This is a genomic window from Streptomyces sp. TRM68367 (assembly GCF_014495685.1).
Classification (GTDB): Bacteria; Actinomycetota; Actinomycetes; order Streptomycetales; family Streptomycetaceae; genus Streptomyces.
The window spans coordinates 31,527-46,909 of the sequence record NZ_JACTVI010000003.1; the positions used below are offsets into that span (position 1 = coordinate 31,527).

Here is a 15,383-nt window from a genome sequence, read left to right on the forward strand (position 1 = left end):
GAGGTCACGTCCAGACCTCGCCTCTGACCGCTCTCGTGTATACCGCCAGGTACTGGCTGGCGATGGCGTGGTGGCCCCATCGGTCCACCGCTGTTTCGCGCACGGCCTTGGCCTGGGGCAGCGATGCCAGCACGCGCTTCGCGTCACTGGGTGTGATCTCCTGCCCGACCGGGAGCACCGTGCCGACACCGGGGACGATCTCGGGCAGGCATCCGTTGTCGCTGGCGATCACCGGGGTGCCGCTGGCTGCGGCCTCCGAAACCACGGTGGCGCCGGGCTCGATCCATCGTCCGCCGAACGGTCCTCCCCACGGCTGGGACAGCACGAGTTGTGCTCGGGCGCGTGCGATCAGTCGGGTTCGGGCGCTGCCGCCGACCTCGCCCACGTAGCGGACGGTGTGCGGGAAGTCGGTGAGCAGGGCGTTCACGTAGTCCTTCTCCCAGGCTGGTCCAGCGACCGTCAGCGGCAGGCCGGCGGCGTGCGCGAACATGGCCGCCTCGTGTACGCCCTTGTGCGCGGAGACCCTTCCCAGGAAGAGGAGGTAGTCGTCCTTCGCCTCCTGGAATGGATATCGCGAGGGGTTGACCGGCAGCCGGATCACCGGGGCGGACACGGACCCCGCGGCGGTGCGTTGAGCGCAGGAGAGGTAGATGCCGTTGATCTGCCGCTCAGGCATGCCGTTGAGGTGGTGTGTACTCACCGTTGGCCTGGGGTCGCCGATTGGCAGTGCGGCGGTGTTCGAGTGGTCGTGGACGATGTCCGGGCCGAACGTCTCAATGGCGGCGTGGATGTCGGGCGCCTCGACCGCGGCAGATACCGTGACCCCCTCCTGCACGGGGCTTCCTGGCGCTCCAAGGAGCAGGATCTCGCATCCGGCCGCCAGCAGTCCGTCCATGAGCGTGGCGACGACCCACTGGATCCCGCCGTAGCCCTGGGGTGGCACGGTGATCCACTGCCTGGGGTCAGCGCCGTACCGATAGGGCGGAATGACCATGGCCACCTTCATCGGTCACTCCCAGTCTCGATGTCGGTGGCCCTGGTCCGGCTTCGTGTGAAGGCCTCCCGGGCAACTCCGAGAAGAACGCTGGCGGTGTAAAGCACAGCGAGGGCGGCTCGCACTGGACGGGCGCCGTCCCCCGACCGGTTGCGGTTCCATTCCTTCTCGATGCCTCGCCGCGCGTCGTTGCGCCGTGCTTCGCTACGCCCCTGCCAGAAGGCGCGGCGCAGCAGGTAGGACAAGGTCAACCGGTGAGCGGGGATCAGGTGTTGGACCTCGGCGTCGTGCAGGATCGTCGCGGTGGCGCCGCGCGCGATCATCTCTCGCACGAAGGTGGTGTCCTCGGCGGAGGTGAGGGAGCTGCCGATCCGGCCGAGGCGTTCGTCGAAGCCGACTCCGAGCAAGCGGGCGTGCTCCGAGTCGATGGCGAAGCTGCCGCCCCAGATCGAGGCCGGCCGGGCAGGAGCGTGGGATCCGAGGTAGTGCAGCTGTCCCGAGGTGAGGAACCACGGGCGGCGGAGCCCCTGAAGATGGGCGGTGATCCTCGTCCCGGTGACCTGTACGCCAGCGGTCAGAGCGGCCCGTATCTGCGTCAGAGCCTCGGCGGTGGGCACGATGTCGTCGTCGAGGAAGACGAGGTGCCGTGTCGTGGCCTCCTTCAAGGCCTTGTTGCGGCTGTGGGCGAGTCCCTGGTTTCCCTCGTTGCAGATGACGCGGATACGTGACGGAGGCGGCGAGGCGCTCGTGGGCAGTGCGGGAAGGTGCTGGGCGGGCATGTCCGCGATGATCAGCAGCCGGTCGCGGGGGCCCATCGCCGCGGCGGTACGGACGACGGCTCCCGGCAGGCTGTTGGGGCGGTTGCTGCAGATGGCGATGGTGAGGGGCAGGTCGGCGCCGGGGGTCACGGACGCACCTCCTGGTTGGGCCGTGGGCTGCGCTCTTTGTGGCCGATCGCCCGCAGCACATCGGCCAGGTCCCCGAGGGCGGCGATGGCCCAGCAACCTGTGCTCCCCTCGGTTGTGCGGCCGCGCCGGGCCTTCAGTTCGCGATAGGTGGTCACGATCTCGGGATCGACCCCAGCAGGCGCGCTCCACCCACTGTCGACGTTGACGATCGCGACTGAGCAGCCGAGAGCGAGTGCTGGAGCAGCGTCGTGGTCGGTCCGGTCGCCGACGACCATGGTGTGTTCCGGCTTCCAGCCCAGCCGGTCCAGGGCCCATTTGAAGAGCCGGGGGTCGGGTTTGGCGTAGCCGACGAGGGAGTCGAGTGCGACGAGTTGGACCTGGTGCTCGATGCCGAGAACACGCAGGGCGGCGAGGCATTCCGGAGGTTGGTTGGCGACGATACACACCTCGTACTCCCCGGCGAGGTCGCTGAGCGCGTCGACGGCTCCCGGGATGGGCTGGATGAGCGAGGTCCACCGTTCGCGGATGCGCTGCCAGCTCTTCGTGCCGTTGGGCGGGAAGAGGCTGGGCGGGGGTGTTCCGGGCACGCGGCCTCGGTAGAAGTCGCGCATGGCCTGGAGGAAGGCGTCCTTGGTGAGGGCCGGGTCGTCCGCCTGTGCGAGCTCCCAGACGCCCTGGAGCCAGGCGAGGTCGAAGGGTACGTCGTAATAGAGGATGCCGCCGACGTCGACAGCGAGGGTGCAGCCGGTCATGCCGTGGCCGCCCGACCAGCAGCCCACTCGAACCACTCGGGCTTCTCCGTGGTGTCGTTCTCGATGCTGAGTGTGGTCGTGGGCTCCACGGGGCCCTGCTCGCGAGCCCAGGCCGCGGTGCGCCGCAGTCCTTCGGCAAGCGCGGTGTCGGTCCAGTCGCCGAGCGTCTTACGGGCGAGGCTGTTGTCGGTGTACGCAGCGTGGACCTCATCGCGGGCCGCCAGGTGCGTGATCGGGTGGTCGGGGACGCCCATGGCGGTACGCACGGCGTGGGCCATCTCCAGCACGGTGGTGGTCTGCGAGGAACCGACATTGAAGACCTGGCCCCAGGCGCCCGGATGGTCGGCCGCGGCGAGGAAGGTACCGACGATGTCGGGGGCGTAGGTGAAGGCGCGGATCTGGCTGCCGTCTCCGTACACGCTGATCGGTTCGCCGCGCATGATCTGGTTGAGGAAGATGGCGACGGCGTTGCGGTATGGGTCGCCCATGTTCTGCCGCTCGCCGTAGACGTTGTGCATGCGCAGGGCGAAGTAAGGCAGGCCCTGCAGCTTCATGGTGACGGCGAGTTCGCGCTCCACGGCGAGTTTCGCGTTGCCGTAACTGTCGGCAGGGATGCTCTGCTCGTCCTCGCGCATGGGGACGTGTCCGTGGCCGTACACGGCAACCGATGAGGCGAAGCCGAATAACTTGACCTTGGCGGCCAGCGAGGCGTTGATCAGGTTGATGCTGCCGAGCAGGTTGATGGAGTAGTTGTGGTGCTTGACTGCGTGGCTGATGCCTTCGGCGGCGAAGGCTGCCAGGTGGTAGACGCTGTCGAAGCTGTACGAGGCGAAGAGTTCGGCGACAGCGGCCTGGTCGGCGACCGAGCCGACGACGAGGGTTGCGCCGACGGGCACGTTCTCGGTCTTGCCGCCGTCGAGGTTGTCCAGGACGACGACGTCATCGCCGCGCTCGATCAGGGCTGCGGCGAGGTGGGACCCGATGAAACCGGCGCCGCCGGTCACCAGATGCGTGGGCATGTCGTGTCTCCCTTTGTGTGGGTGGGGTCCCGCTGCGGCCCAGAAGTGGGCCGCAGCAGGTCGTGTGAGATGCGGTGCGATCAGCCGACCGTGTTGCGGGCGGGGAGGCTCAGACTCCGAGGAGCCCGTTGATCTGCGCGAAATCGCCGCGGGCCCGTTCCATGATCAGAGGGAGCCGCTGCCGCAGGGTGGCGCGCAGCCCGGCCACGTCGGTGTCGTTGACGAGCCGGTTGATGACGGTGCTGTCCTGGACGAAGGCCCGGACGTCTGCGTGGATGTCGTCGACGTCGACGGTGTCGCCGTAGGTTTCGGCGAGTACCCCGTTGAACTTGTGCGAGTGACCGATCGCGATCGCCGGGACGCCGCTGGACAGTGCGCCGATCGCGGCGTGCAGGCGTTCGGAGATGACGAGTTCGCCGTGGGAGAGCACGCCCTTGTAGTCAGAAGCCGTCAGCGCGCCGGGCAGCGCCATGACCTCGGGCATGCCGGCGGCCTCGGCGATGCGGGCGGCGAGGATCCGGTCGTCGTTGTGGGACCGGGAGTCGTGGCAATGCGGCACGAGGACGACCGGCATCTTCCGAGTACGGACGAGAGCCGTGGCCAGTCGCGTCAGTGCTGCTGCGTGCTGGGCCTCATCCACGGCGCTGAAGCGAGTGATGCCCTGGCTGGGGGCGAGGCAGAGGTAGGGGACTTCGGGGGTTAGCCCCAGGGAGTTGAGCACGGCCGATGTCCGCTCGCCGTTGGCTGTCGGCAGGAGGAAGGCAGGGTCGGAGGACAGTTGCACGCGGTGCTCGGGAAGGCCGAGCTTGCCCATGAGGTAGCCGTGGGAGGCGCTCTCCCGGACGGTGAGCAGACGGCACCGGTCGGCGACCGTGAGCCATGCCTCGGCATCGGCCGGGTCGTCGAAGGGGCCGACGGACTGGCCGATCATGACCGTCGGGATGTCCCTCTCTTGCGCGGCGATGAGGGCACGCAGGTACGGCGTGGATACCCCGTAATCCGAGGTGTGCAGGTCGCCCCCAGTGGCGATGACCAGGTCGGTTTCGGCGAGCAATTGTTCGCGGCGTGCCGTCAGTTCGGCAGGGCTCTCCTGAGGACGCATCTGCTGCCAGGAGCGGGAGACGACGAAGGGATCGGCCACACAGAGGGAGCCAGTGGGGGCGAGGGCTTCCGCGTCGAGCACCGGGGTCTGGGTGAGGACGGTGACCTTGTTGCCTCCTTCGGTGTTCAGTTGCTCGGCGATGGCGCGAGCCAGGGCCTCGACGCCTCGGCTCTCGCAGCTGGTGATGCCGGTGATCAGGACGTTGGACACAGCGGACCTCGCAAGGGTCATCGGGTGAACCGCATGAGTTCGGCCAGAACGGCGCGATAGTTGAAGCGCTCGTGGACTCGACGCTGGATGGTCGCCAGGCGCTCGCGAAACCGGGCTGGCTCGCGCATCATTCGGGCGAGGGCGTCGGCCCAATCATCGTCGAGCAGGAACAGCTCCACGTCGTCGCCGTAGAGCGCGGACAGGTAGCCCAGGTCCGGCCAGAGTGCGGGGATGCTGCCCGAGGCCAGGGTTTCGAACATCCGGGGGGTCAGCAGTTCCAACTGCGCGAGCAGCGGTCGGGCAAGCACTGGCGTGATCGCCGCCTGGGACATGGAGGCGACCACCTGCCCGAACGGAACGGGCGGCGCCACCTCGACTCCGTGATCCTGCATCCAGCCGGGCTCGTTCGCGGTGGCGGCCACGTGGTCGGGGTGCGGGCCGCCGGTCCACCAGCGTCCGCACACCCGGATGCGCCTGAGAGGCGGCCCTGCTGCGGCTGCGGCCCGGATGAGATCGGTCATCTCGTTCCAGCGCCACCAGTTCGCGCCGACGTACTGCAGCTGGTACGGCAGTGCCTGCGGGTGCGGGAGGTCGGTGGCAAGCCGGTGGATGTCGGGCATTCCGAAGTAGCTGAAGAACTCGGCTCCGTCGGGGAGTTGTTCGTTCAGGCGCGGCTGCAGGATCAGATCGCTGAGGTCGGCATACAGCTTGTGCCAGGACTCGATGGTGTCCACACCCGCGTTGTCATCCACGCCGGCGGTGACGTACGGGCCCCAGTGGCCGTCGGGGTCGAGGATGATGCGTCGCTGGCGAGGCACGGCCTCACACAGTTCACGCTGTTGGGCTGAGAGGAACTGCCTGCTCTCGAATACGAGGACGAGGTGGGTGGCCCAGGTGATGTCGTCCACGAGCGGCAGGTGGACGTTCACCGTGCCATCCAGGCGCGACAGTTGGCTGGATACGCCGATCTCGCATCCGGCCGTCGAGGCGGATCGGCTGTACTCGGCGATCATGTGGCTGGAGCCCGCGTTCCAGTGGAAGACGCCGGCGAACAGAATCCGGGGTCGGGTCATCGAGCGCTCCCTGCCTGCGGTCGGGCGGGACCGCCGGCCTGTGGGCCGAGTTGGCGGTGGGCGCGGCGCCGGGCCCGGATCAGTCGTGCTCGGCGCACAAGCCAGCACACGGCCTCGGTGGTCTCCCAGGTCCCGCGCCACCAGGTGGTCACTCCGCCCACACCACGTCCGCGCAGATCGTCCTTCAGCCACCGGGCCGCCAACCGCAGCATGGGCAGCGGTCGCCAGTCGATGTCGGTGAGCAGGTAGTAGTAGCGGTTGCGCCGCATCTGGATGCGCCGGTAACTGCTACCCGTGGTTCCTCCGCCGCCGAAGTGCTGTATCCCGACGTCGAGCAGGAGGGCGACGCGCCACCCGGCCCAGCGGGCGCGACGGCACAGATCGGTCTCCTCGTAGTACGTGTGGAAGACCTTGTCGAAGAGTCCGACGGTACGTAGCAGCGTGGCGCGGACGAAGAAGGCCGCCCCCTGTACGTAGGCGTGCTCCAGGGTGTTCGGAGCCCGCCCGAAGGGCGATCCGGCAGGTGAGGGGTGGCTCGGCCAGTCTCCGGCGAAGGCGTGCTGCTCGCCCCAGCGCAGAGCTGTCTTCGACCAGTCGTTGTACGCGCCCAGAGCGGTACTGCCCGACTCGTCGTACTCGTACTGCATGGGACCGACGACGCCGTAGTCGGTCCAGGACTCCATGAACTCGGCCAGCTCGCGCACCAGCGACTTCGGGGTCTGGGTGTCCGGGTTCACGAGGAACACGTAGTTGACGCCGTCGTCGAGCGCGGCCCGCATGCCGATGTTGTTGGCACAGGCGAAGCCGACGTTGCTCCGGTTCTGGATGACACGCACGTCGGGAAAGCGGTCCTCGACGAATGCTGTGCTGCCGTCGTGGGAGTCGTTGTCGACGTACCAGACCGTCAGGTCGATCCCGGGGGTGTCGCTGTCCAGGAGTGTCGAGAGACAGGGCTCCAACCAGCGGCGCTCGTTGGTGCCCACAGTGATGGTCGCCACCCGCACCTTGGGGCTCTGGCCAGTGAGGTTGGGACTGGTCACGGCAGCTCCAGGTCGGCGGGGGCGAACTCGATGACGATGCTGCGCCGGATCCGCGGGGAGGTGTTGCGGCGCGAGGCGTGGGCGATGCGCACGTCGTGTACGGCGACGTCGCCGGCCGCGAGCGGGAGAGCACGGACCGGGCCCTGCGCCTGGAGTACCTCGGCCTCCTCCGCACCGGACGCCAGGTGGGAGCCGGGGACGAATTCGAGGCATCCGTTGCCCCTGTCGGAGTCGTCGAGGAAGACGCTCAGGTTGCAAACGGTGTGCGGCGGAACATTGGTCCGGTCGCGGTGCCAGGGCACCGGGGCGGCCACCCCCGGCAGTTTGACGATCATGGCGCAGGCGGTTGCGCGTACGGGCACGCCCAGGATGGAAGCGGCCATCGAGTGCAGGGGGCCTTCGCCGGCGTAGAGGCGTGCCGCCGCCGGGCATCCCTGATTCTCCAGGTTGTGGATGCGGAAGAGAACGGGCGCGTCCGTACCCGCGGGCGTGAAGTGCCAGTAGTCGTCCGAACGGAACCCGTCCTGGGCGAAGCGCCGGATCAGGCCGTCAGCCTCGGTCCGGAGGGCCCCAAGCACGTCCTCCGTGATCCTCTGGGGCAAGACGGCGTAGCCGTCCGTCATGAAGCCTTGGAGCCCGTCATCAGGCAGGTGGTTCTCTAACGGCGCCTCGTCGGCCTCTGCCTGTCGCGGTGCGTGTCGCGTCATCGTTCCCTCGCTGCGGTGTCGTTGAGCTGCGTGGCGAACCAGTCGATGGTGGTGCTCAGTCCCTTGCGGAGATCGGTCTCCGGCTTCCAGCCGAACTGCTCCCAGGCGAGGGCTATGTCGGGCCTGCGACGCCCGGGGTCGTCGGCCGGCCGGTCGATGAACTCGATCGGCGCGGCGGAGCAACTCAGTTCCCGCACCAGGTGCGCGAGTTCGAGCACGGTGGTCTCGGCGGGATTGCCCAGGTTGACAGGGCCGGGCTGGCTGCCTGCGGCGACGGCGAGGATGGCGCGGACGGTGTCGTCGACGTAGCACAGTGACCGGGTCTGCGATCCGTCGCCGGTGACTGTAAGCGGCTCACCGGTCAGCGCTTGGCGGATGAAGGTCGGAACCGCCCGTCCGTCCTCCGCGCGCATCCGCGGCCCGAAGGTGTTGAAGATCCGCACGATTGCGGTGTCGACACCGTGCTTGGTGCGGTAGGCGGTGGTGGCCGCCTCCGCGAACCGCTTCGCCTCGTCGTACACGCTGCGCGGCCCCACCGGATTGACGTTGCCCCAGTACGACTCCCGCTGCGGGTGCTGCAGCGGGTCGCCGTAGACCTCGGAGGTGGAGGCGAGCACGAAGCGTGCTTGCTTCTCCCGGGCCACTTCCAGCGCGTTGAAGGTTCCGAGGGAACCGACCTGCAGCGTCTCGACCGGCAGACGCAGGTAGTCCTGAGGGGAGGCTGGCGAGGCGAGGTGGAGTACGAGGTCAACGTCTCCTGGTATCGAGATCGGATCCGTGACGTCGTGGATCAGTAACTCGAACCGGTCGTCCGGCTGACGGTGCACGACGTTGTCCGCCGTGCTCGTGAGGAAGTTGTCGACGCACACCACGTCGACACCGCTGTCGAGCAGCAGATCGCACAGGTGCGAGCCGACGAACCCACAGCCGCCAGTGACGATGGCGCGCCGGAAGGGGGTCGAGTCTGGGCCGCACCCTGGTAAAGAGATTCCCATAGTGCCTCACTCTTCGTAATTGGGATGAAAGGCGGCATGGCTGTACTACGGGCAGCACGTGACAAGAAGTGGTGGGCTCAGCAGCGTTCGGCTGGTCGGGGCTTCGCGACGGCACGGCCGTCAAACTTCGTACAGTTGAGCGCGCACACGGCCTTGCCGCCCGGGGTCTGCGTCCAGTTCCAGTTCCGAGTAAGTTCAGTGACCAACGCCAGCTGCCAGCTGGTCTCGGAGGCTTCAGCGCTATCCCTCAGCGGCACTTTGCCACCGATCTGGTGGATCGCCTCAACGGCGACACCCTCGTCATCAACCGGCCGGTGGCTGTCGACATGGCCACGCGCGAGGCGACGCGCCTCGTTGGCGGTCATCGCTTCGATGGCCAGGGTGCACAGCAGTCGAGATGTGCTCATTGGCTGCTCGGTGTTGAGCGTCAAGGTCATCATCGGCCCCTTCGCCGGACGTGGTCCCTTGGTTGAGCACGGCTTCAACTCCGCGGAAGCCGCTGCGAGATGCGGTCACAAGCGACATGTGACCGAATTCAGACCCGGCTGCGGCGATGACGCTTTGTCACTCGTCGTCGCGCAGGAGACTGTGTGTTCATCCCTCAACTGGCGTGCTCACATGACATGTTGAGCACCGCCCCAGAGTGCTCGTCGAGCTCAATCGCCGCACATATCGGGGGTGATATCACCGGAGTGATGCGGCCATTTGAGTCGCCGGGGCACCCGAGCGATATCACCGACGCGACGTGCTAGGACCCGGCCTGAGGCAGGTTGCGGACCTATCTCAGGCCCCTGCCGGCCCTGCCTGCACGTGTCGGCTCGTGAAACCGTCGCTATGCAACCGTTCGAAAGCCGCCGCCACGTCGTCGGGGATCGCCTGCTCGATCATGAACCCCTGTCGGGGGTACAGCATGAGCCTCTGTTGAGCTCCGACCAGCATGTCGAAGACGAGGCGTGCGTCCTGGATCGAATCGACGTACTCGGAAAGCGTCATGGATGTGGACGCGCTCACCCACTCGACATCCGGCCAGAGCTTCCGCGCCGTTGCGTACGCCCGTCGCTCCTCGTACGGCTTGCTGACCAGCAGGACTGAGGACACAGGAACGCCCCGGTCCTCGATCAAGGCGCGAGAGAAGAGGATGTTCTCGCCCGTGTTCCGGGCCCGTGGCTCGACGAGGATGGCGTCCACGGGAACCCCGAGTTCGATGGCCCGCTCTCGGTAGTGCTCGGCTTCGCCACGGGGCATGCGCTCGCGCGTCGTACGGCTGGTGGCCCCAGTGAAGACGATGAGCGGCATCATCCCGCGTCGGTACAGGTCGACGGTAGTGTCGGCAACTCCCAGGTCGTGGCTTCCTAGTCCGATAGCCACGGAACAAGGGCGCGGCTCATGGCCCATCTGCTGGAAGTCCCACAGCCGCCGAGCATCAGCCCATGCCCGCGTTGAGATCACTCGCTCTCGCCCTCCCTGCTCGCCGAGGACCGCTCCCCCGTCGAAAACCTACAAGGTCTCGTCTCCCCTGAGCATCACTCGGAGCTCAGCCGATGACGAGCACCCTCCGATCACCCTGGTGATATCACGGCCGTGATGTGCGAAGTCCCCTCATCAGAACCAGGGTTAAGACCATGGACGAGCAGCCCACAAGTATCGGGTGACGTCCGGAGCGCATCGTTCCTGGAGTGCAGACGACCAACGCCGGCACGACCGCAACGCATCGCGCCGTCGACAGGCCCCGCCTCTGCTCCGCCCAAGCACCACGGACACCGGAGGCGGTTTCTGACGCGTATCGCGCCAGATTGCACCACACCACTCAGCGGTTGCGTCTCGTGCATCCGCAGGATCCCCAGGCCACTCGCTTGCCGAGAGGTCCCGATGAGAGGAGTGCCGAGTGACCCCGACCGCGAAGAGCACGAAGGCCAAGAAGGAGGGCGGCGGGACCAGCGTCAACCTGCTGGTCACCGTCGAGCAGCTCGCCGTGGCCCACGACCGCAGCGAGGCGGAGCGGTCCGACATCACCAGCTCGCAGAACAGCGCGGGCGATGACGGCGACAACCGCGACCTGAACCTTCCCAAGGAGTAGGAGGAACCCATGGAGCACCGGCTCGTCACAGGTATCGAGAAGGCGCTCGGCTGGGGCGGGCCGGGGCCCGTGGGCACCGCGTTCGCTCGCGGGCACCTCGCCGACCCGCACCTGACAACCCAGCTGATGACCCCGAACCGGCTGCTGGAGACCATCCGGCACCGCCAGCTCGCCAACCCCCAGCTGCGCTGCTACGCCGAGGGAGACGAGGTGCACCCCTCACTCTTCCTGTCGACCAACGTCAACCGGCGCAGGCAGGCCGTCAGCCAGGCCGACATGGCGGCCCTCGGCCGGATCCTCAACGGCGGCGGAACCGTGGTCCTGGACCACGTCGACTCCTTCGACCCAACCCTCGAAGTCGCCTGCCGCGCCCTGGGCTGGTGGTCCGGCGAGCTCACCTCCGCCAACGCCTACCTGGCCGCCGGAGACACGGACGGCTTCAACCTGCACTGGGACGACCACGACGTGATCGCCGTCCAGCTCTCCGGCGAGAAGTCCTGGGAGGTCCGAGGCCCCTCCCGCCCAGCACCGATGTACCGCGACGCCGAACGCAACCTCACTCCGTCGGAGGAAGTGCTCTGGAAGGGCACCATGCAGGCCGGCGACGTCATGCACATACCCCGCGGCTTCTGGCACACCGCAACGAGGATCGGCTCCGGCGACGACGGCCACTCGCTCCACGTGACCTTCGGCCTGACCAAGCGGACCGGTGTGACCTGGGCCAACTTCCTGTCCGACGCCGCGCGCGCCGACGAGGACTTCCGTACGGACCTGGAGCGCAGCGACGACAGCGTCGACGGCGACGTGCTCGCCACGAAGCTGACCGACCTCGCCCGCGAGTACGACCCCAAGCGATACCTCGCGGAACTGCGCGCGAACACGCCCCCCGCTCGGCACATGCCCCACATCCCGGTGTTCGGCCCGCTCCAATACACCGCGGCTGTCACCGAGTTCGAACCGGTCATCACACCTTCTGGCGACACGGTCCAGGTCGTCGGCGGCGGCAAGCGCCTCACCTTCCACGGCCGCGCGGAACCCGCCCTTCGCAGTCTTCTGTCCGGGCACCCGGTGCGCCTCACCGACGACGACCAAGACCTCACCACGCTCGCCGAGAACCTGATCCAGGAGGGGCTGTGCGCACCGCTGACCGTCGAATCGCTCTCGGCCTACACCGAACTCGTCACACCCGACACCTTCTAGAGGGCGCCCTGGAGCAGGGTGTCACTGACCTCGACACCGCGTTCAACTACCACCACTTCACCTCCCACCGTACCCTCGCGGCGATTGCCGACGATCTGCTCGCCGCCTTCAACATCTCCACGAAGGTCGGCTACTTCCCCGACGGCCACGACCTCGACCCGGCGCGGATTCGCGCTGCCGTCGAGCAGTCGGCCCAGGAACTCGGCCGTACCCCGGACACAGTGCTCCTGCACAACCCCGAGTCCTCGGTCGACGGCTTCGCCGACGCGTGCGCCGCGCTCCTGGAGATGCGCGAGGCGGGAATCTGCAAGAGCTGGGGGCTCTCCACCTGGGACCCTCGGCCTCTCCTCAATGCCGGCTGGGAGATTCCACGCCCGGACGTGGCAATGGTCCGCGCCGGCCTGACCGTCTCCGCCGGGATCCTCAACGCGGTGGACGAACTCGTCGACCGCGCAAGGATCACAGAGCTGTGGGGCATGGCTCCCTTCGCGGGAAACGCGGACGACTCGATCTGGCAGACAGTGGACACCTCCACGTTTCTCGTCCCGGGCCAGCAGTGCAGCACGCTTCAGGCAGGCGTCGCCGCAGCGTTCGCGATCCCCGAAGTCACCCGTCTCGCGGTCGGCACCTCCCGAGTCGAGCACCTCGCTGAAGCTGTCGGTGGCTCGCGACTTGAGGTCAACACTGAGACGGTGGCGGTGTATCGAGCACTGCTGCGCGAGAGGGCTACCGTGAGCGCAGGAGCCCCGTCCAGGAAGGACCACTAGTGCAAGCCACCTTGGATGATCTCTCGACCGTTCCGCTCGACGACGTCCTCGACGACGTCGAGCGGCGGCTCGGTCGTCAGCTCAAGCGCGAGGACGGCCACTTCAGCAAGTACAACGGCACCGCCGGATTCCGAACCGACGAAGGCACATGGGTCCGGCTCGCCTGGCGACGTGCAGAGAAGATCGACACCCAGGCCTGGACCGGCTTCGAGGCTGCAGCCGCCATCGATGGCGTGCCTCGGCCCGGATGGTCGGCAGCGGCCCTCTGGACCGACCAGACACGCGGCGTGGTGTGGCGTGCGGACGAGATGACGCTCGTGGACGAAGGGGCCCTCTCCTCCACGAGCGACATCACTGAGGACCCGGGACTGCCTGAGCAGTGGTGGATCGACCTCCGGACCGCCCTCACCAACCTCTCGGAGCACTCCACGGATCGCGTGTCCATGGGGCAATCTCACTTGACCCGACGGATCCACGAGGTGTACGGCGACGACATCGATACCACGATCAACGACTGGGCCTGCGCCCACGGCGACCTCGGCTTCGCCAACCTGTGCGGGCCCCGCCTGTCGATCATCGACTGGGAGAGCTGGGGCATGGGGCCGGCGGGCTGGGATGCAGCCTGTCTGTGGTCCGCAAGCTTGGCCGTGCCGACCTTTGCAGAGCGAGTCCTGTCCCTGTTCTCCGACGAGCTGTCCAGCCGTAGCGGCAAGCTGTCTCGCCTGCTGCTGTGCGCCAACGTCGAGCGTGCATACCGGCGGACGGGCAGGAAGGCGCCGCTGACGGACACCATGGCCACGATCGCCGAGTCGCTCTTGCGTGAACTGCGATAGACCTGTCAGCGCCTGGTCTCGACATTGCCGGGTCCTGATCACGAGCCGCCCTGTCCTTCGGCCTCCCCGTAGCCGGTGGGCAGGGCTTCGTCACGATGCTCGCCAAGAAGGCAGGTTCAAGTAGTTGATGGCTGGACCAAGCGGTCACTCGTGTCTGCCATGCCATCCGTTGAGCTGATCAACAGATCGTCCGGCTGCTCGATGGTCTCGATGTGCCGGTGGGCTCATGATGAGACCTCCAGATGGCTTCACCCCACTCCCAGCGAAGCCCTCCGGGGTCATTCGAACACCCATCGCCGTAGGGCTCGGTGAACGACCGCCCAGTATCCCTCCGAAAACTCAGCGGGAGTGCAGAGTGCGCATGTGCTGGACGAACTCGCGTGCCTCGCGATCGCCGTCGTACTGCTGGATTAGGACTGCGCTGAGATCGCCGGCCACCATCATCAGTGAAGGCAGGGACTGCCGGTCACCTTGGAGGGCCTGCTCGCCGTAAGCGAGGGCGGCTCCGAGGTCACCGCCTCGGGCAGCGACTACGCCCAGGGTGATCCGGGCCTCGGCGTTGCGCATGGGTGAACGCTCCGTACCGTCGAAGTCCGTACCAGCTCGAAGGACTTCGTGGGCCAGGTTCTCGGAGAGATGGTTGTCGCCGACCTTGCGGTAGCAGTCCATGGAGTAGAAGTCCCACTTGCCGGGGTCCACCACGAAGTGATTCTGCACGTTCTCCGGGTACGGCAAAGCCTCCAGGAGGCGGCGCCCGGCGTCGAGGGCAACCTCCGTCTGCCGCCGGTCCCCAATCCTCGCCCAGGCCTTAGCTTTCTGAGCCAACAACTGGACTGCCACGGACTGGTTGGGGGCAATGGCGAGCCCGTCGTCGGCCGCGGCGAGGACGCCGCGCATGTCTCCGGTTGTGAGTGCGAACCAGGCGCGCATCTCGTGCGCCCACCCTTGAATTCCTGAGTGTCCGACCTCGCGACCGATCGACAGTGCGGCCTGCCGAGTGGCCTCCGCGTGGGTGCGGGTCGCACCTCCGCTGTCGTACTCGACGCAGCCCACAAGCAAGGTGAGCATGCCTGCAAGGGCGAGGACGTCTCGGTGCTGTCCGAGTGTGAGGCGCTGGTGCTGCATGCCAGCGACTCGGTGGAGCCAGGCTCTGCCCTCGACCAGCAGTTGGTCGCCGGGCATGTAGGCGTACTCCGAGCAGAGCCTGTCCACGGTGATACGGAGCGCATCCAAGGTGGCCTCGTCGACGTCTGAGGCGCGCAGCCGGGCGACGATCTCTACGGTGTCCATGCCGGAGACGTCCCGCACCTCGGCGTTCCCGTCCCGGAGATGGTCTACCGGGAAGAAGGCGTGGGTCGTTGTGCCGAAGACGGCCGCGATCAGCGCCTTGTGGTCCCGGGGCTCGACTGCCCCGGACTCCCAGCGGCGCCAGGATCGCGCGAGCGTCCGCTCATCGGGTAGATCGTGGCTTGAGTGGGCGCGCATGGCACGGGCTGCATCGAGGGGACTCCAGCTACGGGCGGCGCGCTCGGACTCCATGCGCCTTGACCAGACGGGGCGGTCGTCGATCATGCCGTGCCCTCCATCTCATCCGTCCGGCGTTCTCTGTCAGACGAGTCTTGCACGCAGAATCGACCCCTCGCGGGCGGACAGCGGGGACAGCGCAGGGGCACTTGAAGTGACCCCCATGTCCACCCTTTCGACGG

16 protein-coding genes are annotated in these 15,383 nt (G+C 67.4%); 4 read left to right on the top strand and 12 right to left on the bottom strand.

The window, feature by feature from the left end; all coding sequences use genetic code 11:
* Positions 1-4 precede the first annotated feature (4 nt).
* The 11 genes from H8R17_RS03015 to H8R17_RS03065 form a co-directional block, all read right to left on the bottom strand.
* Positions 5-1,006: a glycosyltransferase gene (locus H8R17_RS03015; protein ID WP_187821537.1), complete on the bottom strand. Its 1,002-nt coding sequence runs from the start codon at positions 1,004-1,006 to the stop codon at positions 5-7.
* Positions 1,003-1,902 (bottom strand): glycosyltransferase, encoded by a 900-nt coding sequence (locus tag H8R17_RS03020; RefSeq protein WP_187821538.1) that lies wholly within the window; start codon positions 1,900-1,902, stop codon positions 1,003-1,005. The genes H8R17_RS03015 and H8R17_RS03020 overlap by 4 nt, the downstream gene beginning before the upstream one ends.
* Complete coding sequence (locus H8R17_RS03025) at positions 1,899-2,654, bottom strand: HAD family hydrolase (protein ID WP_187821539.1); 756 nt, start codon at positions 2,652-2,654, stop codon at positions 1,899-1,901. Before H8R17_RS03025 ends, H8R17_RS03020 begins: the two co-directional genes overlap by 4 nt.
* Complete coding sequence (locus tag H8R17_RS03030) at positions 2,651-3,673, bottom strand: NAD(P)-dependent oxidoreductase (protein ID WP_187821540.1); 1,023 nt, start codon at positions 3,671-3,673, stop codon at positions 2,651-2,653. Before H8R17_RS03030 ends, H8R17_RS03025 begins: the two co-directional genes overlap by 4 nt.
* A 109-nt stretch (positions 3,674-3,782) precedes the next feature.
* Positions 3,783-5,006, bottom strand: coding sequence for a polysaccharide pyruvyl transferase family protein (locus H8R17_RS03035; RefSeq protein WP_187821541.1), 1,224 nt, complete (start codon positions 5,004-5,006; stop codon positions 3,783-3,785).
* Positions 5,003-6,058: a glycosyltransferase gene (locus H8R17_RS03040; protein WP_187821542.1), complete on the bottom strand. Its 1,056-nt coding sequence runs from the start codon at positions 6,056-6,058 to the stop codon at positions 5,003-5,005. Before H8R17_RS03040 ends, H8R17_RS03035 begins: the two co-directional genes overlap by 4 nt.
* Positions 6,055-7,098: a glycosyltransferase family 2 protein gene (locus H8R17_RS03045; RefSeq protein WP_316959296.1), complete on the bottom strand. Its 1,044-nt coding sequence runs from the start codon at positions 7,096-7,098 to the stop codon at positions 6,055-6,057. Before H8R17_RS03045 ends, H8R17_RS03040 begins: the two co-directional genes overlap by 4 nt.
* Positions 7,095-7,805, bottom strand: coding sequence for a phytanoyl-CoA dioxygenase family protein (locus H8R17_RS03050; RefSeq protein ID WP_316959297.1), 711 nt, complete (start codon positions 7,803-7,805; stop codon positions 7,095-7,097). The genes H8R17_RS03045 and H8R17_RS03050 overlap by 4 nt, the downstream gene beginning before the upstream one ends.
* Positions 7,802-8,800 carry an NAD-dependent epimerase/dehydratase family protein gene (locus H8R17_RS03055; protein ID WP_187821544.1) on the bottom strand — a complete coding sequence of 333 codons (999 nt, stop codon included), beginning with the start codon at positions 8,798-8,800 and terminating at the stop codon, positions 7,802-7,804. The genes H8R17_RS03050 and H8R17_RS03055 overlap by 4 nt, the downstream gene beginning before the upstream one ends.
* 77 nt (positions 8,801-8,877) lie before the next feature.
* Positions 8,878-9,231: a hypothetical protein gene (locus H8R17_RS03060; protein WP_187821545.1), complete on the bottom strand. Its 354-nt coding sequence runs from the start codon at positions 9,229-9,231 to the stop codon at positions 8,878-8,880.
* A gap of 352 nt (positions 9,232-9,583) precedes the next feature.
* Complete coding sequence (locus H8R17_RS03065) at positions 9,584-10,249, bottom strand: YdcF family protein (RefSeq protein ID WP_187821546.1); 666 nt, start codon at positions 10,247-10,249, stop codon at positions 9,584-9,586.
* A gap of 436 nt (positions 10,250-10,685) precedes the next feature.
* Between H8R17_RS03065 and H8R17_RS03070 the strand changes: the two genes are divergently transcribed.
* From H8R17_RS03070 to H8R17_RS03085, 4 genes are read left to right on the top strand one after another with little or no spacing between them, the layout of a single operon-like run.
* Positions 10,686-10,877 (top strand): hypothetical protein, encoded by a 192-nt coding sequence (locus tag H8R17_RS03070; protein WP_187821547.1) that lies wholly within the window; start codon positions 10,686-10,688, stop codon positions 10,875-10,877.
* A 9-nt stretch (positions 10,878-10,886) separates the two neighbouring features.
* Positions 10,887-12,077 (top strand): JmjC domain-containing protein, encoded by a 1,191-nt coding sequence (locus H8R17_RS03075; RefSeq protein ID WP_187821548.1) that lies wholly within the window; start codon positions 10,887-10,889, stop codon positions 12,075-12,077.
* Complete coding sequence (locus H8R17_RS03080; RefSeq protein ID WP_187821549.1) at positions 12,011-12,844, top strand: aldo/keto reductase; 834 nt, start codon at positions 12,011-12,013, stop codon at positions 12,842-12,844. Before H8R17_RS03075 ends, H8R17_RS03080 begins: the two co-directional genes overlap by 67 nt.
* Complete coding sequence (locus H8R17_RS03085; protein WP_187821550.1) at positions 12,844-13,677, top strand: aminoglycoside phosphotransferase; 834 nt, start codon at positions 12,844-12,846, stop codon at positions 13,675-13,677. The genes H8R17_RS03080 and H8R17_RS03085 overlap by 1 nt, the downstream gene beginning before the upstream one ends.
* A gap of 339 nt (positions 13,678-14,016) precedes the next feature.
* On the opposite strand, the gene H8R17_RS03090 is transcribed toward H8R17_RS03085, so the two are convergent.
* A complete protein-coding gene (locus tag H8R17_RS03090) occupies positions 14,017-15,249 on the bottom strand; it encodes an XRE family transcriptional regulator (RefSeq protein WP_187821551.1) in 1,233 nt (410 codons plus the stop codon).
* Positions 15,250-15,383: the final 134 nt, after the last annotated feature.